The sequence below is a fragment of the Salinibacillus kushneri genome (assembly GCF_900111405.1).
Taxonomy (GTDB): domain Bacteria; phylum Bacillota; class Bacilli; order Bacillales; family Alkalibacillaceae; genus Salinibacillus; species Salinibacillus kushneri.
On sequence record NZ_FOHJ01000001.1, the window covers coordinates 413,485 to 434,402 of the forward strand.

Below are 20,918 nucleotides of genomic sequence, written 5' to 3' on the forward strand. Positions count from 1 at the left end.
CTCAAGTTAGCCACTCATATAAGGAAAGGAGAAACAGCATGGAAAAATATTATATTAACATTGTGCATGGAAAAAAAACGATTGAAATGGAAGTACGAGGAAGTTTTACAGAAGAAGACGTACAAAGGTTTGCGCGAGATTATCAAAATGCGGTTTCCAGCATTACAACAGATGAGTATACGTTAGAAGTGGATTGCACAAACATGGAAATTTTAAGACAGGAAATGATTCCACAGCTGGAAGGTTCTATGCAAATGTATAAAGAATCCGGGTTTAAAACCGTCCAATTTAATACAAAATCCAACGCCATCTTAAAACTGCAGATTCATCGTCTGGCACGTAATATCGGGTTGAAGAATTCGAAGGTTGTGGATGTTTAATCATTAAAAACCTCTGAACTAAAGGGAACCATTTATTTTAATTTTGGAAGATAAAGTAAGTTTATTCTCAGTAATTGATGTACTCAGAACAGTAATTAGACGAAGGAGAGAATCATACAGAATGAGCAACATTAAAATTAAAGCAGTCGACATATATCATCCAGAAAAAGTAGTAAACAACGATTATTATATTGAGCATTTCAAAGAGAAAAAAGATATTTCCCATTTCTTAGAGATAATGGGAAGAGACAAACGCTACGTGATTGATAATGAAGAGGAAAATGGTTTAACAATGGGAATTGAAGCAAGTAAAAAAGTTCTTGAAAAAGCTAAATTAACCGGTCAGGATATTGACCTCATCGTTTTTAGTACACAGGTCCCGGAAACAACTTTCCCAACAAATGCGACCTATGTGCACCATGCCATCGATGCTAAGAATGAAACGATCATAATGGATTCCAATGCAAATTGTGCTGGTATGACCCTTGCAGTAGAACAGGCTTCCTATTATATGAAGGCTAATCCACGTGTTAATAAGGCTCTAATTATCGGCTCTGATTACAACACGCTTGTTAGCAACCCTAAAGAGGAAATTACCTATGCATGTTATGGAGATGCTGCAGCTGCAGTTATTTTAGAAAAGACCGAGGAAGATACAGGCTTCATTGATTCTATTTATTTTACCGATTCTATTAACCGCGATATGATTAGATTCCCTAAAGACGGTCTAACGAAAAGTATTTTAGAAGATAAAAGTGTTTCTGCGATAAGCTGGCTCCCATTTGATGGAGGGATTTGTTTACCACCAACCTATGAAATGATTAGTACCCTTTTAGAGCGAAACAATCTAAACGCAAAGGATATTAAAGCTTACTGTTTATCTCAATTTGCTCTAAGCAATATCCTGAAAATTCAAGACCACTTTAATCTTGATGATGAACAGATCGTCTATGTTGGTGATCGGTTTGGATACACAGGTACGAGCAGTCCTTTCATTGCTCTGCATCAAGGAATTGAATCTGGACGTATTAAGCGAGGAGACTACGTTTTATTTTGGACAGTCGGAGCGGGATATGAATTAGTAGCTACTTTATTTAAGTATTAAACCACTAATGTAAGATTAAAAAAGCCTTTTGATTACTTATAATAGTAATCAAAAGGCTTTATCTTTTTTATGGTTAGCTTTTCAAGTAATGAGATTAATTCAACTAATTTACAGTTTAAAACGGCGTACAAGACTATTTAATTCTTCTGCAAGTCTTGATAATTCCTCAGAACTGGATGTTACTTCCTGCATTGAGCTATTGGTTTGTTGAGATGCAGCGGCTGATTCTTCTACACCTGCTGCAGCCTCTTCGGATACAGAAGCAATCTCATTAATGGATGTATTCATGTTTTTACTTGTATGAGACATTTCAACCAGATTATCTGTGATAAATTCAATACTTGAAGCCATTTCATCAATGGCGATACTGATTGTTTCAAACGTTTCTTCGGTGGATTGAATCTGATTTGCACCTTTTTCTACCTCATCATATCCGTCCTGTAGTGATTCTACTACGTTTGAAGATTCCGATTGAATACTGCCTACAATGCCCGTAATTTCTGTTACCGAGTTAGAAACTTGCTCTGCTAATTTACGAACCTCATCAGCTACTACAGCAAACCCTTCGCCGTGTTCTCCAGCTCTGGCTGCTTCAATGGCAGCATTTAAAGCTAACAGGTTTGTCTGATCGGCTATATCTTTAATAACCGTGACCAGTTTAGAAATCTGATTGGATTGGGCATCCAGTCCTTTCACTTTTTCTACGGCTTGTTCTACTATCGTGTGAATAGATTGAATTTGATTGACAGACTTGTTCATAAGCTGTCTTCCATCGTTTGTCATTTCCAATACTTGCTTCGATGCATCGTAAATTAATTCACCATCTTCATTTGCCTCATCTACTTTAGTAGAGAAACTGCCTGCGTTGTCCGCCAGGCTGCTTGCATGATTTGCCTGCGTTTCAGAACCTGATGCAATCTCCTCCATGGTAGTAGAAATTTTTTCTGTGCCCGTCATAACTTCATTTGCTGACTGTGTTAGCTCTTCACTATGACTTGATACCGTTTCGGATACTGAATTGATTTTTCCTAACAGGTCTCTCATATTACTACTCATATCGTTTGTGGCTATGACAAGATCTCCGATTTCATCTTTTGTTTTCGCTTCTAGATCTTCACCTGTTAAATCTCCGTCTGCTATATTCTTCATGCGGTCCTTAACCGTTTTCAGCTGTTTAGTCATTCTTTGAGAAAGAAGGAAAGCAATCGTAATACTCATTACTACAATTAAAATAGTTATGGCTAGAGTTGTAATCACATTTATATTACTTGCATTGACAATGTCATCTCCAGTAGTATTAATGAGTCCTTCTTGCTCATTTGCCAGTTCTTCAAAAGACTGTATTAATTCATCAGAAAGGGGCTGAACCTTTGTTTCCATGATTTGCAAAGCTTTCTCTTTATTTCCATTATCATACTCGGCAAAAACCTGATCGGTGAAAGTCCCCCATTCTATTTTCTGATCAATAAGCTCCTGTACTCTCTCAGAGTCACTAAGCTCTACTAATTCATTTTCCAAAGCAATACTTTCTTCAATACCAGACTCAAATTTGTCTCTGTACTCCTGTTTCTCATAAAGTAAAAAACCTCTTAATAGATTGGTTCTTTGCGACATATTTAATGCTATCTTTTCATCCTTAATTAATACATTTAATTGCTTATCCGTTAAATCTTCCATTTCAGTATTCGTATTTTTATTAAGAGTTATCGTTGTAATGCCTAATATTAAGACGAGTACAATGATTGCTGCAAATGCTGTTAAAAGTTTTGTTTTCATACTCTTGAAGTTGAATAATTTAAATATTTTCATTGATACACCTCTATACTTTTCTAGTTGTTGATTATGCTTAAAACGTGACTCATTTTTTCTGACGGAGTTCTACTTTATCAGCCTCTTACTATGCGTGAAGGAAGGTTAAACACCTTATTCAGGGAAAAATCAGATTCAAAATTCACCTCACATTAATTTACATAAAACCTTCTAAATCAGTCAGGCTTACATGAAAATGGAAGCATTCCACACTATAATTATCGACCTGTATGCCATAGATTTAATAGAATTTATGCGAAATTTTTAATTTTAACTGTGTACCGGGTTAAGTTTTTATACAATTCACCCTCTGCAACAAACTGTTTACTTTCAACTAAACCACCCTTATTCCGTCTTTTTGAATAAAGAATTGCTCTCCAATTTCTAAATCCCCCCATTCTCTTTCGGGTTATTGACATTCTTTATACGCTTCCTCTTCATGTTCATTCACCACCAACCAGATCTTTTTAAAAAAATCAACCTGAATGAAAGGTTGATTTAATCGTTTTTTACCTTTTCATTAAGGATTCTTTGAGTAATATATTCCCCTCTGAAATTGGAATGAACAAACGGGTTAGATAGAGACGGCACTGCTTAAGTTAAAGGCTGTGTTTAAGCTTATTGTTGATTGATCTACCAAGTTGATTGGAACGGAAGCGCGATAGACTCCTGTGGGAAGAGCGATATACGGAAGACCCCGCAGTCGTATGCCAAGGAGATTCTAAGCTCACCCACGGAAAGCTAGTGCACTGGAGAGGAAATCAACACCCTATGTTTAACTCAGCCAGAATAAAAGAAGATATCTATGGTTATAAAATAATTGGAGCTGGATATGGGGGAGAGAGATGAATCCATTTTAGCTACCATTGTGTTCTTCAGACATAAAAAAATGGAGAGAAGGTATCCTATCTTCTCTCCATTTTTTATGATTTTATCTTTTGACTAAAAACCATCCGTTCTTCAAATTCTCACGATTATAATAAAATCTCTCCTGATCTTCATGTCTCAATACCTTTCCACCAGAAGCTTCAACAATAGCCTGTCCAGCCCCCGTGTCCCATTCCATGGTTGGAGCATAACGCGGGTAGTAATCAGCTTTTCCTTCCGCTAAGAGACAGAACTTCAAGGAGCTTCCTGCTGAAACTACATCGACTTCCTGTCCATCTTTTTTCAAATCATCAATAAACGCCTGGGTATCATCAGACATGTGAGAACGACTGGCTACGACGTTGATGACATCTGTTTCTTTCGCATTCGGAAGCTTTTCACTTTTCCGTATCAGGTCAGCTTCGTCTTCTACGGTTCCTTCCGATACATTCTCCAATTTAAATGCTCCGTGGCCTTCCTTTCCAAAATAAAGGGTATCTAGAGCAGGAGCATAAATGATGCCCATTACAGGATATTTGACTTCAATAAGCGCTATATTGACTGTGAATTCACCATTTTTCTTGATGAATTCCTTCGTTCCATCAAGTGGATCCACAAGCCAAAAATGCCCCCAATGAGCACGCTCATCATAAGGGATTTCAGCTCCTTCTTCACTTAATACCGGAATTTCAGGATATGTAGATTGCAACCCATCCATAATCGTTTCGTGAGAGCGTTTGTCAGCGATAGTAAGTGGAGAGTTGTCTTCCTTTACTTCGACGTCAAAGTCCTCTTTATAAACCTTCAAGATTTCCTGTCCTGCTTTTAAAGCAATATCCATTAATTTTGATAAATCAGCCATGAAGTTGTAAATCCTTTCTGTATTAGATTATATGGGCACAGAATCTGTATCCGCGCCCATTCGACAAATTTCGGGTGGTGACAGGCACCCTATATGTTCTCCTTCAAATACTCCACAATCTGCTGTACGGATTCTTTCAGGGATTGTTTATCGGTTTCAACGGTGATTTCTGGATTGGATGGTTCTTCATACGGTGCGTCAATGCCGGTGAATCCTTTTATTTCACCTGCTCGGGCCTTTTTGTATAAACCTTTAGGGTCGCGGGATTCACACGTTTCTACACTTGCTTTTACAAAAACTTCGATAAATTCACCATCTCCTAATAATTCCCGTACATTGTCACGGTCCTCGCGATATGGGGAAATAAAGGCAGTGAGTGTCACTAATCCTGCATCCACCATTAACTTGGAAACCTCACCAATACGGCGAATATTTTCTTTACGATCTTCCGGGCTAAAGCCTAAGTTTTTATTTAAGCCGTGACGAATGTTGTCTCCATCCAGACGGTAGGTATGAATACCTTGTGCATGAAGTTCTTTTTCTAACTCAACAGAAACGGTAGACTTACCTGATCCAGATAAACCAGTAAACCATAAAACAGCACCTTTGTGTCCGTTTAATTTTTCCCGTTCTGCTTTCGTTACTTTAGAATCGTGCCATACAATATTTTCTGATTTCGTCATGTCTTATATCCTCCTAAAACCATACTAAATTTACAATAATAACTGTAGTAATCATTACAATGATACTTAAAGGTGTACCTACTTTCGCATAGTCGGTAAATGTATATCCACCTGGACCATAGACAATCAGGTTGGTTTGATAACCAATGGGTGTCATGAAGCTTGCAGATGCTGCGATGGCAATAAGAACCGCAAATCCCATTGGGTCTACGTGTAAATGGTTTGCCAGTTCCAAGCCAATAGGGAGCATTAGTACGGCCGCCGCACTATTTGTAATGATTTCTGTAAAAACATTTGTTAACAGATACATTAAAAATAATATTGCCATAATACCTAAAGGCTGTCCAACAGATAATAGACCATCTGCAATCCACTTTGCCAGTCCTGTTTTTGTCATCGCAACGCCTATCCCAAATGAACTTGCAATGAGCAGTAATACATTAAATTGGATATTTCGCTTCGCTTCTTCTGGAGTGATTATTCGCGTTCCTAATAAAATCAGTGCCGCTAGTGCCATAGCTTTGAACATCGACAGCCATCCAAGGGTAACCATCATAATCATGGTGATTAAAAGCCCTACAGAAAACCAGCCTTTTTTGGGATGTGTATTTAATGATTTTGGTGTATCAAGTGGCGATACCACATAAAAGTCATTCGATTGCTGGTAGTTTTCAATAAAATCCGGTCCTGCCAATAATAGTAATGTATCCCCGGGTTTTAATACAATATCCCCAATTTTACTATGAATCCGTTCATTATTTCGATGAACCGCAATGACACCTGCATCATACTTGGAACGAAATTTGGACTGTTTAATCGATTTCGACAAGAGTGACGATTGATGGGAAACCACAACCTCGACCAATTGAGAAGTGCCGTTCCGTAAATCATTGAGCTCTATATTGGTTCCCGTTTCTACATATAGCCCCTTTATACGCTGCAAATCAGCTAGAGTCGAAATGAGGCCTGCAAAAATAAGCCGGTCCCCTAATTGAATCGTTGTTGTAGAGCGTACAGGCGAAATCCGCTCATCTCCACGGATAATTTCAATTAAGTAAAGCCCCTTAAGATCCCGCAGACCTGCCTCCTGTACACTTTTATTCACATGAGCAAAATTGGAACCAACAACCATTTCTGCAATGTATTCTCTAGATTCCTCTTTCACCTGCTGTTGAAAGCCCTTATGCTCAGGAAGGATTTTATACCCAACTGTAAATAAGTAAGCCATTCCAATGACCGTAATGGGCAGTCCTACTATTGCAAGCTGATAGAAGGAAAATCCATCAAATCCATAATCAAGTAACATCCCGTGTACCACTAGATTTGTAGAAGTTCCCATTAAGGTCATCGTTCCTCCCAAAATCGTGGCATAGGACAATGGAATTAAAAATTTCGAGGGAGCAATCCCGTGATCCTCACACCATTTCTTAATCAAAGGTGTAAAGGTTACAACAATCGGGGTATTATTTAAAAAGGCAGAGAATAGGGATGAAGGAATTAGAAATCGAAACATAGACCCATTTCTACTCTTCCCTCTATCCAGCCAATTACTCATGGCCCGATCTACAATCCCGCTCTTTTGAACTGCACCTGCCACAATAAATAACAGGGCAATTGTAAGCATTCCTTCATTAGAAAAGCCCTGGAGTGCTTCTTCAGGTGTAAGTATTCCAGTAATTAATAAAATCGTTAGTGCAGAAAAAACAACCATATCCGGCCGCGCTACTTCAAAAAGCAGCCCGCTCAGCATGGCTATAATGATGATTAATACAAAAATCATTTCAAAAGACATAGCTATGCCCCTTATTAGTTACATATACTCTATTTTACCATAAACCGACATATGGAAATAGACGAATTTTTGTATGTGGAGGAAATACCCAGGGGTGTAGGGAATTTCAAATTTATAGTCTTTTTGGCTTCCCTGACAACCATTTCCCAGCCAAACTGAAACAGGAAATCACTGATTCGTTCGATACCAATATTTTTTACTAACTGTTCCCGCAAGATTCTTAATGATGATGACGGCGTGACAATATATTCCTTTCTTCTACTGCGACCGATTGTTTTAAACTTTTATCCGTCACTATAACGCTCACGGTGTCATCTCTCCCACTTGTTTGATAATCGTAATCTTCCATAAAATGTTGAGACAAGGGAGAGTTCCCTGCCTGGACATTTTTGTTATGCGTAAGTTTTTTCCTCCTTTGCCAGCTCCTACGCAACCCCGATGATCCAGTCCTCCTGGCCATCGACAGCACCCATTTCACTGATTTTCATCAAGATATCACGAGGATCTACGCATACTCCTTTTCAGCTCTTTCCGCAAATAATAGGAAACTTGAGTAGACACCCGTATAACCTAATGTAAGACTCAATAAATCAATTTGTACAGGCCCTCTCCACTCACCATGGAACTGATCTCTAATTTCATTTTTCACACAACGCAAATGACGTGATCTCAAAAGATAGTAAGAACCTACTAGAATACTAAGTAAGGAGATGTACATAATTTAAATTCGACAACATTCGGGTGGTGACAGGCACCAGGACATAATCCGTATGACAATACTAACCAGTTATGGTATTATTATGTTATATTATAGGAAGTTTGGAGGTGGGTATTATGTCTGTATCAAGAATTTTAAAATGGGTGACTGGAGGATTAGAAGCTATTCTAGGGATTCCCGCATTAGGTGGCGCAATTATTATTAGTCTATTATGGACTCCTCTTCTTGTTATGCTAGTTTTACATATTATCACACTAGTTATGACTAAAAAGGATGGCGGACAATCTACAGGTAGTGTTTTAGGTATTATAACTTCATGTATTGGTTGGATTCCTGTAGTAGGAATGATTATGCATATTCTATCAGCAATCTTCTTAATGATTAATGCAGCACAATCAGACCAAAAGAGTACTACTTCAGAAAGTGCAATATCTTAGTAACCTAAACCAAGGCTGGGAACATAACCAGCCAAAATAACTTAAAAAGGTTCCCATCATAGATTTATTGATGATGGGAACCTTTTTAAGTTAAATCATTTTCATTAAATTTTGTTAATTTGGATTAATAGCAGTGTACATTCAAAAGTTCACCGTGATGAACAAAAATCCCAATATTTCCTAGTCCCTCTTTTACCATGTAAAGGAGATGTACATAATTTAATTTCGACAACATTCGGGTGGTGACAGGCACCAGGACACTGGGACTTTCAATCGAGTGACATAAATCCCTATTCTTGATAAGATATGGTCATTAATAATTAAAACCTTGAGGAGGTTTTACATATGCCGAAAGACGAAGACTTAGAAAAAGCAACAGGTGAAGCGACCGTTCAATCGTTAGAATTCCGGCTGGGTGCTTTTGGTGCAGCCATCCCCCTCTTGTTTTTTGTGGTATGGGCTATTACCATTAGTGTCCTTCAGCTATCGTCTGAGGTTGGACTCGTTCTAGGTGCCGTTATAGGGTTAACCTTGGGGCTCTTCTTCTGTAAAAGTAAATGGGAGAATTTTGCCCAGGGATTATTTGATGGACTGGCACAACCTGTTGGTGTCGTTGCCATTGTTGCCTGGTTTTATGCGGGGATGTTTGCACAGGTTTTACAGGTTGGCGGACTTGTCGAAGGGCTTGTTTGGGTTGGATCCATTACAGGACTTAGTGGTGGACTATTCGTAGCCTTAACCTTCCTTTTATCTGCAACCTTTTCTACCGCTGTTGGAACCGGGTATGGAACGACAGTAGCTTTTAGTACGTTGATGTATCCAGCCGGCATTGCGGTTGAAGCTGATCCTGTCTTTATGTTTGCAGCGATTCTTGCTGGTGCTGTTTTTGGTGATAACCTGGCACCTGTTTCCGATACGACGATTGTATCGGCAGTGACACAGGATGCGGATGTTCCTGGTGTTGTGCGTTCTCGTTTTAAATATGCTATCGCAGCAGCCATTCCAGCAACGATTCTGTTTGCCATATTTGGAGGTGGTGGAAACATCCAAGGTGATGCAGGAGCCATCCAATCCATGGCAGAATCAACGAATCCAAATGGTCTAATCATGCTTATTCCTTTTGCCTTAGTGCTAATTTTAGCGTTGCGAGGCCATCATTTGTTGACATCTTTAACTTGGGGAATTGTATCAGCCATTATATTAATTGCAATCTTACAAATTCAGCCGCTTACGGCAATTCTAAATTTCAATCCTGACTCGGACATGATTGTTGAAGGTGCTTTAGTATCAGGTATTACCGGCTATTTTAATATGGCCATTCTCATTCTCTTAATCGTAGCAGCCGGGCACCTGTTAAAGCTTGGCGGAACCATGGAAGTGATTACGAAAGCATTAATTAAATGGATAAAAGCTTCGATTCGAAAAGCAGAATTCTCGATATGGTGTCTTGTTGCGTTATTAAACAGTGCAATTACGATTAATACAGCAGCTGAAATAGCAGCGGCCCCATTTGTGCGAGAGCTCGGAACAAAGTATAAAATCCATCGCTACCGCCGGGCTAATATGTTAGATGCCATCACTTCAGCATTAGGTTACATTTTTCCATGGGGCGCTCCTGTCCTGTTGGGATGGTCGACGATTCAAACCATGCAGGAGCAGTATGAATGGCTGCCTGTAGTCGATCCAACATCGGTATTCCCATTTGTATTCCAGGGCTGGTTCCTTGTAATCATCATGCTCATAGCAGCATTAACTGGATGGGGATTGCGTTATGAAGGAAAAAATGGAGAGGAATTGCGAGAGCCGCCGCAGGATTAAACGAGTAATAAGGGGTATGCCATTTATATGGTCATACCCCTTTCTCTTCGTTTACCTTGAAAGTCAAAATGTCAATCTGTGGGGACTTTGTTTTTTCCTCCTAATTGTTAGGAGAACCAATCTGATTGTTAGCACTCGTTTATCTCTGACCTATACATCTCTGCTTCTTTCCTATATTGAGATAGATATTTACGACTGATTAAATGTGACAAAACGCTGCTGCTGATAAGGAACTAGATTGTATCTCCCTTTTCTAACATTTTTGGAGAAACCTTTACGGATTGAGGATACTTTATACCTGACCCAGTGTTCAAGCCTACCACAGTTTCATTTTGCTCAATCCATCCTTGTTTACGTAATCTTCGGATAGCTGCAAAAGTAGCAGCACCTTCTGGACAAACAAAACTTCCTTCCAATCCTGCTAATTTTTCCTGTTCAAAAATGATAGATTCATCATCTACGGCAATAGCGCAGCCGTCCGTATTGTATATGGCATCCAGTACAAGAAAGTCACCTAGAGCTTTTGGTACGTTGATTCCGAATGCAAGTGTAGAAGAATCCTTCCAAAACTCCGATTCAGTCTTCCCTTCTTCCCAAGCTTTTACAATAGGGGCACAGCCTGTTGACTGAACGGCAACTAATCTAGGTAGTTCGCCTTTTACCCAGCCAAGTTTCTTTAACTCTTTTAATGCCTTATAAATTCCAATAAGACCGACTCCCCCACCAGTAGGGTATACGATGACATCAGGAAGCTTCCACTTGAGTTGTTCGGCAATTTCCAATCCCATCGTTTTCTTACCTTCGATTCGGTAGGGTTCCTTTAAGGTAGCAGCATCAAAGAGGTTGTAATCTTTCACCGCTTTTCCTACAATTTTTCCAGCATCACTAATAAGGCCATTTACCAAATAAAGATTGGCTCCAGATAGTGCTACTTCCTTTCTCGTAATTTCAGGTGCATCCTTTGGCATCACAACTGTAGACTTTAAACCAGCTTTTGCACTATATAAAGCCCATGCAGATCCAGCATTCCCATTTGTTGGCATTGCCAGTTCTTTTACTCCGACTTCTTTTGCCTTAGATACACCAACAGCTGCTCCCCTTGCTTTAAATGTACCTGTAGGAATTAGTCCTTCATCCTTCATAAAAAGATTTTCCATACACATTTCTTCACCAAGATTTGATAAAGAAATAAGAGGGGTCATACCTTCTCCCATCGAGACGACATTCTCACTATCTTCAACGGGGAGAAGCTCGTGATATCTCCACAACGAATCATCTCTTGATTTCAATTCTTCCGCTGTTAAATTCATTTGTAATGTTTCCAAATCATAATCTACTAAAAGAGGAGTACCACAGGAACACAATTGATGTTGTTCCCTGGTATTAAAACGTGTTCCGCATTTTGGACAATAAAGATTTGAAACATAACTGTATTTCATAAGAATCCCACTCCCTATGGATATCATTTAAAAGAATATGAAATGAATACTATCAACAACTGCCTTAAAGTCAGGTCTATACTTTCTCCAGAAGGCCTATTTCCAGACACTTCTTCACAGACAACTGCTTTGAAAACTTTGGAAATCGAATTTCAATTATTCCATCATCACAGGATATAATCTCACCAGATCCGAAGACGCGATGTTTAACGAGGTCCCCCTTCTGTAACCCATCTATATTTTGAATTGCATTAGGATTAACAGGAACCTTGGACTTTCGTGAGGTTCTTCTTTGAATTGGAACCTTTTCCTCCGTTTGCTCAATCACCTTAGATGGATGGATAATCCGCCTTACATCCTCATAAAACCGGGAAATCCTCATCTTTTTCCCATACTTCCTCTGATGCGTCAAAAGCTCCAGATATTCTTGTGCTCTTGTCATCCCGACATAAAATAGCCTGACTGCTTCCTCCAGCGGTTCATAAACGCCCTCTTTCGCCCGTTCTAAATCTGACTGCGCCGGAATAACACCATCAATGAGATCAATCATATACACTTTTGGGTATTCCAGCCCTTTTGCACTATGAAAAGTTGAAAAGGTTACCGCGTTTTCATGCTTATTACATTTCGATGAAGCCATAAGAGCATCTAAATGTTTTATCCGTTTTCCAAACTCGGCGACGCTGGCAACGGATTTCGAGATTTCCTCTAAGGTGTTTAAGATGTCCAATAAATGATCCTTATTGAAGCCGAGTCGTTTACTCATATCCTTCAAAACATCGTCATATCCAAGATCCTTGCGTATTGTTCGTATGGCTTGAGCTGGATTCATAGTCTTCATTTCTATGAAAATTTCTTTGCCCTTTTTGATTTTTATCTTCTGAAAATCTTTGAAATTGGTATAGTTGAGTAAATTGTCAAACACAGGCTCTCCATTCTGAATCCTCTTAAGGTCTTCCATATGAAATTTTGATAAATACCAATGAAACTTTCCGTACACTCGCTCAAAAATATCGGTCCGTCTTATATCAAAGGCTAATCGCATAAAATTTAGGACATCTTTTACAATCCAATGGCTAAAAAACCGGTTGTCAGGGTCCTTCATATAGAAAGGAATTCGGGCTCGTTCAAAGGCATCAATTAAGGGAATGGATGAGGAGTGATTCCGGTACAAAATCGCAACATCTCTATAGTTTTCTAAATGAGAGATATTATCTACTAAATAGTCTGACTGCTCCCGAAAATCCTGAAGTGTTGTTAATTGAACCTGATTCTTTGCTGGATTTTCTGTAAACATCTGTTTATCATACCGATTTTTATTTCGCTTAATAAACTGGTTTGCTATATTTACAATCTCTTTGCTGGACCTGTAGTTTTGTTCCATTTTCAGAACGGTTGCATCAGGATATACCTTTTTAAAGTCAAGTAAGTATTGAGGTTCAGCTGCCCGCCACATATAAATTGACTGATCATCATCAGCCACAACACATAGATTGTGATGTTTCCCGACAAGCTTCTCAATAATCGAATGCTGAACCAGTGATGTATCCTGACTTTCATCCGTGAGCACATAGTCATACTTCTGCTGATACTTTATCCGCAGCTTCTGTTCCGTTTTAAGTAAGCGGTTCGCAATCGTGAGCATGTCATCATAATCTACGAACAATCGGTCGGGAAATGATGTCTTATAGGCTTCATACTGCTTCATGATTTCTCCTGCTTTTGGTACATTACACCCAACAGACGCCCATTTTTCCTCAGGGATTAATCGGTTTTTGATATAGCTGATATACGTTATGAGCTCTTCCAACTGATCATCTGTAATCATCTCATTATGTATCGATTGAAAGATTCCACGCAGAATCCTCTTCTTATTTAACTTACCTTCCCCTTCAATAAGCTGATATGTGGTCCCTTTCTGGTAGAAATACTCTCGTACCACCTGAAAAGCTAAACTATGAATGGTAGAAAAATCAACCGGGGGAAGATAGGGGAAAAACTGCTGAAACCTTTCTTTCATATCATTGGCCGCAGCCTTACTGAAGGTGACAGCTTTTATTCGGGAAGGAATCGCACCTTTAGCTTCAATTAAATAACCTATCCTCATGATAATCGTTGTGGTTTTGCCTGAACCAGGCGAGGCCAACAGCAATAGCGGACCATCTGTACGTAACACCGCTTGACGCTGCACCTCATTCAGTGAAACGCCCAATTCGGCATTCTTTCTATTAAAAAAAAGATTTCCTCTAGTCATAACCCTTGCTCCCTCTATGTTCCTAGCATGTTCTTTACTAATCGTATCATAGAGGATAACCGGTGGGTATGTGTAAAATTTATCATTCGACAAAATTCGGGTGGTGACAGGCACCTATCCAGCTTTCACTTCTTCTTCCTCTTCTTTCGGCTTCCGACCAGACAGGAACCATCCCCCTATTGCGGTAGCTAATAAAACGCTCCAGAAGATGGTGGTCCATACGGCTCCATGCGGGAACTCGTGCGGCAATACACCAATGTCTTCGTGGGCAAGGGTAATAACACCCAGTTTTACACCGACCCAGGCGACGATTAAGTATGCGGTTGTTTCCAGTCCCGGGCGATCATTTAATAGTTTAACAAACCAGGTAGCGGCATACTTAATCAGAATAAGACCCGCAACACCAGCTAATACGATAACTGCGAATTTTGCCCCATCCATTCCCCCGAAAGTTGGCAGTGGAGAGTCCGGAAGAGCCAGTGCAAGAGCAACCGCAGCTAAAATCGAGTCAATCGCAAAGGCAAGGTCGGCAAAGCCCAGCTTGGCAACGGTCGGCCAGAACCCTTTCCCCTTAGAAACCTCTTCTTTTCCATCGTCTTCATCTTCATCTGAACCACTAATGATATGCTTGACCCCTAAGTAGATCAGGTAGGCAGCACCAAGAGCCTGTACCTGCCATACATTCGCGAGGAACGAAATAGCGAAAATAGCCCCAAATCTAAAAACAAAAGCAAACATCACACCATAATTAATCGCACGTTTTTTCTGTTCACCTGGCAAATGCTTCGCGATAATGGCTAATACAAGGGCGTTATCCGCTGACAATAATCCCTCAAGGCCAATAAGTACTAATAAAGTCCATCCATATTCTATCCATATAGATTCCAAAATGCCCTGTCTCCTCTCTTGCTAAATTGGTCTATTTTTAGCACATAAAAATAGACCTCTGCCCTAAAGCAAAGGTCTTGCTAACAACGATTACGTCGCCAGTAATGCCGAGAGTCTCAACTCTGTAATGACGACAATTACTGCTAAAGCTACTCCCCTTAAATCTATTATTATTTTATCAATAAATTGTTTATTTGTATAGGAAACCATCACTGACTTATCCATTACCTAACTGATCACACAGTTCTCCCCATTGCTTTTCCAATTCTTCTTTTTCTTTATATAACTGCTGTACTGCCTCTAAGTCTTCAACGTTCAACAGCTTTTCATCCAGCTCAAGAATGTTTTCTTCCAATAAAAGTAATTTGCTTTCCAGATTTTCATTCCCCTCACGTGCATTCCTTACCAAAGGCTTCGATGGTTCAGAAATTCGGTTCTTTTCCTCCACACTTTCTTTGGCCGTTTTTTCCCTTAATTCCCTCATTTTCTCCTTGGCCCAATTATAGTCCCCCTCAAAGCCGTGGATTTTCTTTCCTTCAATCCAATAAATTTTGTGAAATAACTTGTTAAGAAAATACCTGTCATGAGAAACGGCTAAAATGGTGCCATAGAAGTCTCCCAGGGCATCTTCCAGTACTTCTCTTGATTCAATATCCAAATGATTCGTTGGTTCATCTAAGATTAGCACATTGATATCCTGATACATTAATTGTGCTAATCGTAAGCGCATCCTTTCTCCCCCACTAAGGTGTGAAACCTTCTGGAAAACGCTGTATCCATAAAACATGAAGCCTGCCAGATTATGTCTTGCTTCTCCTTCCGTTACGCGTACTTCCTTTCTGAAAGCCCCAATCACCGTTTCATCTCCTATATCGTAGAAAACATTTTGCGACAGATAACCCATTTTTACATTGCTCCCTAGCCGAACTTCCCCTTCATCAGCGATAAACTGTTGCAGAATTAATTTGATTAGGGTTGATTTTCCTGTTCCATTTTCTCCAATGATAGCGGCACGTTCCTGGTACTTGATATGCATGTTTACCTGTTCAAATAACAGCTGATCACCAAAACCCTTAGAAACATCTGAAAGCATAATGACATCATTTCCGCTCCGGTCCGATGCATCCATCTCCAGATTCATTTTTTTCCGATTTAATACCGGGCGCTGTAGTTTTTCCATCTTTTCTAGGGATCTTTCCATATTTTTGGCCCGTTTATGCAACGCAGCATTTGGTGGATTAGCCCTGTTCGCCCAATCTTTTAACCGTTTAATCGCTTCCTTCATCTTTTTGATTTTCTTTTGCTGTTCTGAATGAATTTCCAGAGTTATCACCAGAAGACTTTGATTTTGGCAAAATGAAAAAGTTTGCTAAAAAAGATAAGTTAATAGAAACCATGTGGAATGATTTAGGTGGTACTCATGATGCTCTACGAATTGTCTTCAACTCAGAAGTATTAGGAGATTCTCATATGGAGCATATTTATCAAACACTTTAAGGAAAGGATGAAACAAATTGAACTGTCAATGCACATTCACAAAGGACACCAACCGACGCCTTATACATGATGAAGGTGTGTTCTTTAATGAAATAAGTGGAGAATACTATGATTCTAAAATTCGCTTAATTATTGATTGTTTAAAGGAAGGTATGTCTAAAGAAGAGGTTCGAATTGCATGTGATGTTGATAGTGATAGTAATGAGGCAGGATACATCTTTTGGACAACATTTGAGGAAGACTCCTGCGCCATTTGTAGTTTTAATTAGATTGAAACCGAAAATGTAAGAGTTAAACAATGAAAGGTATGTGATTGAAATGTTACAAACAAAAATTAGTAGAGAAGAAATTAAAGAAATTGCTCGAAAGATTAGCACGCAAAGCCAACTTCCAAAGCAGTATTTTGACTTAGGAACAATACTGCTAGTTAATGTATCGTTTCATAACGATCCTGATCATTTTTGGGAGTATGAGGTATTCAAACTTGATAATAAAGGGAACGCTTATTCATTTGAATCAGTTACGGTTAATATGCGAAATGATGAGGGAGATTGGTTGTTTTCATGGCTTCTCAACTGGGAACGAGAAACTTTTGACATCCAATCAGCGGTAAGCCTTTATACGAAAATGAATACGTACCTGCTAATCAAGTGCAGCAGTTTAAAAGAGTATTTGACAAAATAAACTATGGTTAAACTCCGTACACGAACGAAAGTGTGGGCGTACAACTATTATAGGAGGGTAAAGATGGCTACTGTATATGTATACACTGATCATGGTTGGGTAGATGAGGACGACGTATTTACACCTATAACAAAACATATTAAGAAGAATGTAAAAGCTATCCCAATTGAAGTTGATGATGAGCTGACTAAGAAATTGCAAAATGAATTGCCAATGGTAGTGGTAAAAGGGAAATATTATTATATCCAAAGCGTTAACTAGAGGTACACAGTGATGGAACTATTTAATTACATTATTTAGGAAAGGGCTCAAGATCTATTAAATTAGTAAAAAAAGAGGACTTAATGATGAAAGCTGATATTATTACCAAGGAAGATACAAGGCACAAGTCAAAACATAAAAAAAGACCTCGTATATTTAACAAAAAATAAAAAAATCCTAGTTTGAAAAGTAGATTTAAGCAATGAGATCAATAAAAGGCTATTGGTCTCATTGCTAATTATATTCGAATAAATGTAATACTATATAGACTACATATACTTTATTCCTCAGTTGGTTCTTAACGAATGAAAATCTCCCACATCCGGCTCTATACTACTTATAAAGACAGTTGAAGATAATTAAACACCAGCAATACTAATCTACTTCATCCCCCTGAGTACCTTAGAGGGATGAAGTTTTTATAAAAAAGAGATAAAGGAAATCTCATATCCTTTATCTCTTTTATTAGGTCAATTCCTTTTTTTATTATTATATTTTGTCCCAAACACTGACAACATAATCGATAACACAAATATTGCAACAATACTTACACCATTAGGTATTACTGTGTACCCCATCATACTCGCTAATAGTAGCAAAGCAAACAGTGCAACTGCAAATGACATAACCCTTAACATCTTCATCAAGTATCACCCTTTACTGAAGAGCTTTTTGGAAGCAATGACCAATTACGCCTCCACTAATAAAGCTTAAACCATAAAAGCACGGTGCACAACCCGCTCCCCAAGTTACACCACATGCTCCACCACAAATAGCACCAGCAAGTGTAATTAATGCATAAGATACACCTTGTGAATCTAGGCAGTCAGAAAAAGTATTCCATCTATCTCCTAATGTTTCAGCATTGACTTTGGAAGGGCCAACACTAACATTAACAGGAGATTCAGTAGTTACAGATTGAAATGCTTCTTCCGGCAATTTCATTGTTTCGTTCTTAACAAGTTCCCCATTTTCCCATGTCTTGATTGTACCTTTTTCATCTTCCTTGTTAGCTTCCAAATTGATTTCCATTACACCATTAACCCGATTATTATTTTTTAACTCGATAACCACTCCTTTAAGTTGGAATTCAGGATTTTCAACTTCTATAGGTAAAAAGATGTATCTAGTTTTTGAGTCAATATGTACTTTACCAAATGCTTGGTTAAAGTTAACTTCATTATTTGATTGAACTTTGATAGACTCTTTTTTAATTTTTGAACGAATTTTCCTTATATCTTTTGTAAGTTGTTTGTTTTCGATCTTTTTAAATGCTTCCTCCGCTTCATCGTATTCCTTCAAAACTGTTTCCATTTTAGAATTCAATTTCTTAATTTCTGCACTTACCCCACCACACATTTAACAAAGTCTTGAATAAATGCTCCTGTATTATCTTTCATTCTTTTGCGACGTAGTGCCATAAAAAAAACCCTCTCTTTGTGAAAATTAAAAAAGAGAAGGCGAAATAAGTCTTCTCTTAAATACACTCATACCTTTTAAAATGGTAAGTCCGTTCGCTGTTCAAAACGGTAAATCATCCTCTAAATCAATTGGATCTCCTTCATTTTCCAAAGTATTGTTTTTTGGTTGTGATGGTTGCTGAGACGATGAATTTTTCCCTTTTGAATCGAGAAACTGAACACTTTCAGCAACAACCTCGGTTACAAAAACACGTTTACCATCGTTTCCCTCAAAATTACGTGTTTGAATGCGACCATCAACTCCAATCATATCTCCCTTTTTCGTATAGTTTGCTAGATTTTCAGCGGGTTTTACGCCACACAACACAATTAATAAAGTCTGCATCCCGCTCTCCGTTTTGATTCGTAAACGGACGGTTAGCTGCAACTGTGAAATTACAAACTGCAACTCTATTGGGTGTATAGCGTAAGTCTGGATCCTTTGTTAATCTTCCTACTAAAACAACCCTATTCATCATAATGTGTTCCTCCTCCAAATTTGTTAAGTAACTTTCGCTGTTGATTAATCTTCCAAATCAAAGAACCAATTCGCAAAACGTTTCACTCTTGATTTGAGCTTTTGTTCCCCGACATGTGGTCCTAATCGGAAGTGTTCTTCTCCATCCAATTTCCAATAGACTTGTTCACCTGTTTCTCTCATAATCGATTCAACAAATAGACTGGCTTCTTGCAACGCTTTAGGCATTGAACGACTCTTACAATGATATAAGCGTCTTTTACCATCTTTAAAACGTATATCAGCCTTTAATTGTAAGAGTTTACGGCGAACGCTTGTAAATTGTATTGCCTTTCCGTTGTCAAGGTGATAGACGCGTTTAACTTCTCCCTTTTTTGGTTTTGTTTGTTTCTTTTACAAATCCTGAAAAATTTGTATAGTATGAATGGATTTCTCCATCTTCCAAGTCCACAATCTTGTTCACAACCTCATCAAGAAAATAACGGTCGTGGGAAATTAAAAGGACTGTGCCGCTATAATCCTGCAGAAACTTACCCAGCCATTCCACTGCCATTAAATCCAAATGATTAGTAGGCTCATCCAATAACAGCAAATCAGGTTCCTGCAGCAGCATAAGCCCTAGACCAACTTTGGTTTTTTCGCCACCACTTAACTGGGAAAATGGCTGATCCATGAGAAGGTGAATATTTAAACCATGTGTAATTTTTTCGATCCTCGATTTGATTTCATATCCACCGTGCAGCGTGAACTGGTCCTGTAGATTCCCGTATTCAACGACAAGCTTTTCTAATTTAGTCGAATCGGTCTCCACTCCCATTTCATCCTCCAGCTTTTTCATTCTTTCTTCCATCTCCAATAATGAGGAAAAAGCTGATTTTAATACATCCTTGGTAAGAGTCGTATCATGGTAATCTGGAATTTGTTCTAGAAAACCAATACGACACCCTTTTTTCCAGTGGATTTGCCCTGCATCTGGAGGTTCCTCACCAGCCAGCAAACGAATCAAAGTCGTTTTTCCACTGCCGTTTGGGCCCACTAAACCAACACGGTCTTTTTCTTTTATTTCCATTGACAGATGCTCAAAAACAGCGTTTCCTCCATACGTCTTCGCAAGTTTATTCGCACTGCATACAATCATTATGTTTTCCTCCTTGAACATACATCATTTTTACTTCCATAAAGATAAAAAAAGCCATGAGAAGAAGTCATATCTTCCCATGGCTGTCACCAGACCAATGTTAATCTCATTCTGAGTGGTCACTTTTACGTTCTGCATTCATAAAAAAAGAAGAGCATGAAAATACTCTCCCTCAATCATTCTTAAATCATATGGGTAAGAGATGTTTCTCACTGTTTTAGCTTGCTATCGAGTTGTTAAAAAAAGACATACTTATCCCGTTAACAACTGCAACAGCAAATTTCGCACGGACAAAATAAAGGAATTCAGACAAATATCCGTGCACTAAAACAGCCTGATTAAACATCC

At 38.7% G+C, this 20,918-nt stretch carries 23 protein-coding genes and 1 pseudogene; 8 read left to right on the top strand and 16 right to left on the bottom strand.

All coding sequences use genetic code 11. The features are described from left to right. Positions 1-38 precede the first annotated feature (38 nt). Positions 39-380, top strand: a complete 342-nt coding sequence (locus tag BMX63_RS01930) for a hypothetical protein (RefSeq protein WP_093131408.1) — start codon at positions 39-41, stop codon at positions 378-380. 121 nt (positions 381-501) lie between these two features. After that, on the top strand, positions 502-1,485 hold the full coding sequence (locus BMX63_RS01935) for a ketoacyl-ACP synthase III (RefSeq protein ID WP_093131410.1): 984 nt from the start codon (positions 502-504) through the stop codon (positions 1,483-1,485). Positions 1,486-1,593: 108 nt separating this feature from the next. Here the strand turns inward: BMX63_RS01935 and BMX63_RS01940 are convergent, their stop codons facing one another. The 6 genes from BMX63_RS01940 to BMX63_RS18800 form a co-directional block, all read right to left on the bottom strand. Further along, a complete protein-coding gene (locus BMX63_RS01940) occupies positions 1,594-3,261 on the bottom strand; it encodes a methyl-accepting chemotaxis protein (protein WP_245732676.1) in 1,668 nt (555 codons plus the stop codon). A 964-nt stretch (positions 3,262-4,225) separates the two neighbouring features. Further along, on the bottom strand, positions 4,226-5,023 hold the full coding sequence (cysQ, locus tag BMX63_RS01945) for a 3'(2'),5'-bisphosphate nucleotidase CysQ (protein ID WP_093131412.1): 798 nt from the start codon (positions 5,021-5,023) through the stop codon (positions 4,226-4,228). Between the two features lie 89 nt (positions 5,024-5,112). Then, positions 5,113-5,706 carry an adenylyl-sulfate kinase gene (cysC, locus tag BMX63_RS01950; RefSeq protein WP_093131414.1) on the bottom strand — a complete coding sequence of 198 codons (594 nt, stop codon included), beginning with the start codon at positions 5,704-5,706 and terminating at the stop codon, positions 5,113-5,115. A 13-nt stretch (positions 5,707-5,719) separates the two neighbouring features. Next, positions 5,720-7,498 carry an SLC13 family permease gene (locus tag BMX63_RS01955; RefSeq protein ID WP_093131416.1) on the bottom strand — a complete coding sequence of 593 codons (1,779 nt, stop codon included), beginning with the start codon at positions 7,496-7,498 and terminating at the stop codon, positions 5,720-5,722. A gap of 425 nt (positions 7,499-7,923) precedes the next feature. Continuing rightward, on the bottom strand, positions 7,924-7,986 hold the full coding sequence (locus BMX63_RS18795) for a hypothetical protein (protein ID WP_425441445.1): 63 nt from the start codon (positions 7,984-7,986) through the stop codon (positions 7,924-7,926). A 17-nt stretch (positions 7,987-8,003) separates the two neighbouring features. Continuing rightward, entirely contained in the window at positions 8,004-8,216 is a 213-nt protein-coding gene (locus tag BMX63_RS18800) for a hypothetical protein (protein WP_425441439.1), read from the bottom strand. 116 nt (positions 8,217-8,332) lie between these two features. Here BMX63_RS18800 and BMX63_RS01970 point away from each other — a divergent pair, with 116 nt between their 5' ends. Together BMX63_RS01970 and BMX63_RS01975 are read left to right on the top strand one after the other, a co-directional pair. Beyond that, positions 8,333-8,653 (top strand): hypothetical protein, encoded by a 321-nt coding sequence (locus BMX63_RS01970; RefSeq protein WP_093131420.1) that lies wholly within the window; start codon positions 8,333-8,335, stop codon positions 8,651-8,653. Between the two features lie 345 nt (positions 8,654-8,998). Beyond that, a complete protein-coding gene (locus BMX63_RS01975) occupies positions 8,999-10,471 on the top strand; it encodes a Na+/H+ antiporter NhaC family protein (RefSeq protein ID WP_093131422.1) in 1,473 nt (490 codons plus the stop codon). Positions 10,472-10,704: 233 nt separating this feature from the next. Here the strand turns inward: BMX63_RS01975 and BMX63_RS01980 are convergent, their stop codons facing one another. The 4 genes from BMX63_RS01980 to BMX63_RS01995 form a co-directional block, all read right to left on the bottom strand. Next, the gene (locus BMX63_RS01980) at positions 10,705-11,910 is read right to left on the bottom strand and encodes a threonine synthase (protein WP_093131424.1); all 1,206 of its coding nucleotides are present in this window, start codon (positions 11,908-11,910) and stop codon (positions 10,705-10,707) included. 76 nt (positions 11,911-11,986) lie between these two features. After that, positions 11,987-14,164, bottom strand: coding sequence for an ATP-dependent helicase (locus BMX63_RS01985; protein WP_093131426.1), 2,178 nt, complete (start codon positions 14,162-14,164; stop codon positions 11,987-11,989). 114 nt (positions 14,165-14,278) lie between these two features. Continuing rightward, complete coding sequence (locus BMX63_RS01990) at positions 14,279-15,052, bottom strand: TerC family protein (RefSeq protein ID WP_093131428.1); 774 nt, start codon at positions 15,050-15,052, stop codon at positions 14,279-14,281. A gap of 217 nt (positions 15,053-15,269) precedes the next feature. Next, the gene (locus tag BMX63_RS01995) at positions 15,270-16,385 is read right to left on the bottom strand and encodes an ATP-binding cassette domain-containing protein (protein ID WP_342731034.1); all 1,116 of its coding nucleotides are present in this window, start codon (positions 16,383-16,385) and stop codon (positions 15,270-15,272) included. 23 nt (positions 16,386-16,408) lie between these two features. Here BMX63_RS01995 and BMX63_RS17835 point away from each other — a divergent pair, with 23 nt between their 5' ends. The 4 genes from BMX63_RS17835 to BMX63_RS02010 all read left to right on the top strand — a co-directional run bounded on the left by BMX63_RS17835 (position 16,409) and on the right by BMX63_RS02010 (position 17,494). After that, the gene (locus BMX63_RS17835) at positions 16,409-16,549 is read left to right on the top strand and encodes a hypothetical protein (protein ID WP_177167129.1); all 141 of its coding nucleotides are present in this window, start codon (positions 16,409-16,411) and stop codon (positions 16,547-16,549) included. A 17-nt stretch (positions 16,550-16,566) separates the two neighbouring features. After that, positions 16,567-16,818, top strand: coding sequence for a hypothetical protein (locus tag BMX63_RS02000; protein ID WP_093131432.1), 252 nt, complete (start codon positions 16,567-16,569; stop codon positions 16,816-16,818). A gap of 49 nt (positions 16,819-16,867) precedes the next feature. Next, complete coding sequence (locus tag BMX63_RS02005; RefSeq protein ID WP_093131434.1) at positions 16,868-17,233, top strand: RNA-binding protein; 366 nt, start codon at positions 16,868-16,870, stop codon at positions 17,231-17,233. Between the two features lie 63 nt (positions 17,234-17,296). Continuing rightward, complete coding sequence (locus tag BMX63_RS02010; RefSeq protein ID WP_093131436.1) at positions 17,297-17,494, top strand: hypothetical protein; 198 nt, start codon at positions 17,297-17,299, stop codon at positions 17,492-17,494. A 470-nt stretch (positions 17,495-17,964) separates the two neighbouring features. Here BMX63_RS02010 and BMX63_RS17840 read toward each other — a convergent pair whose 3' ends face one another. The 6 genes and pseudogenes from BMX63_RS17840 to BMX63_RS18605 all read right to left on the bottom strand — a co-directional run bounded on the left by BMX63_RS17840 (position 17,965) and on the right by BMX63_RS18605 (position 20,916). Further along, positions 17,965-18,120, bottom strand: a complete 156-nt coding sequence (locus tag BMX63_RS17840; protein ID WP_220083800.1) for a hypothetical protein — start codon at positions 18,118-18,120, stop codon at positions 17,965-17,967. 31 nt (positions 18,121-18,151) lie between these two features. Further along, positions 18,152-18,853, bottom strand: coding sequence for a hypothetical protein (locus tag BMX63_RS02015; RefSeq protein WP_093131438.1), 702 nt, complete (start codon positions 18,851-18,853; stop codon positions 18,152-18,154). Positions 18,854-19,015: 162 nt separating this feature from the next. Beyond that, positions 19,016-19,433 (bottom strand): annotated as a pseudogene (gene ssb / locus BMX63_RS02020) (single-stranded DNA-binding protein). A 44-nt stretch (positions 19,434-19,477) separates the two neighbouring features. Next, a complete protein-coding gene (locus tag BMX63_RS18245; protein WP_220083805.1) occupies positions 19,478-19,759 on the bottom strand; it encodes a DUF6018 family natural product bioysynthesis protein in 282 nt (93 codons plus the stop codon). A 31-nt stretch (positions 19,760-19,790) separates the two neighbouring features. Next, positions 19,791-20,570, bottom strand: a complete 780-nt coding sequence (locus tag BMX63_RS02030) for an ATP-binding cassette domain-containing protein (RefSeq protein ID WP_093131442.1) — start codon at positions 20,568-20,570, stop codon at positions 19,791-19,793. A gap of 217 nt (positions 20,571-20,787) precedes the next feature. Beyond that, a complete protein-coding gene (locus BMX63_RS18605; RefSeq protein WP_281242705.1) occupies positions 20,788-20,916 on the bottom strand; it encodes an RAxF-45 family protein in 129 nt (42 codons plus the stop codon). Positions 20,917-20,918 lie beyond the last annotated feature (2 nt).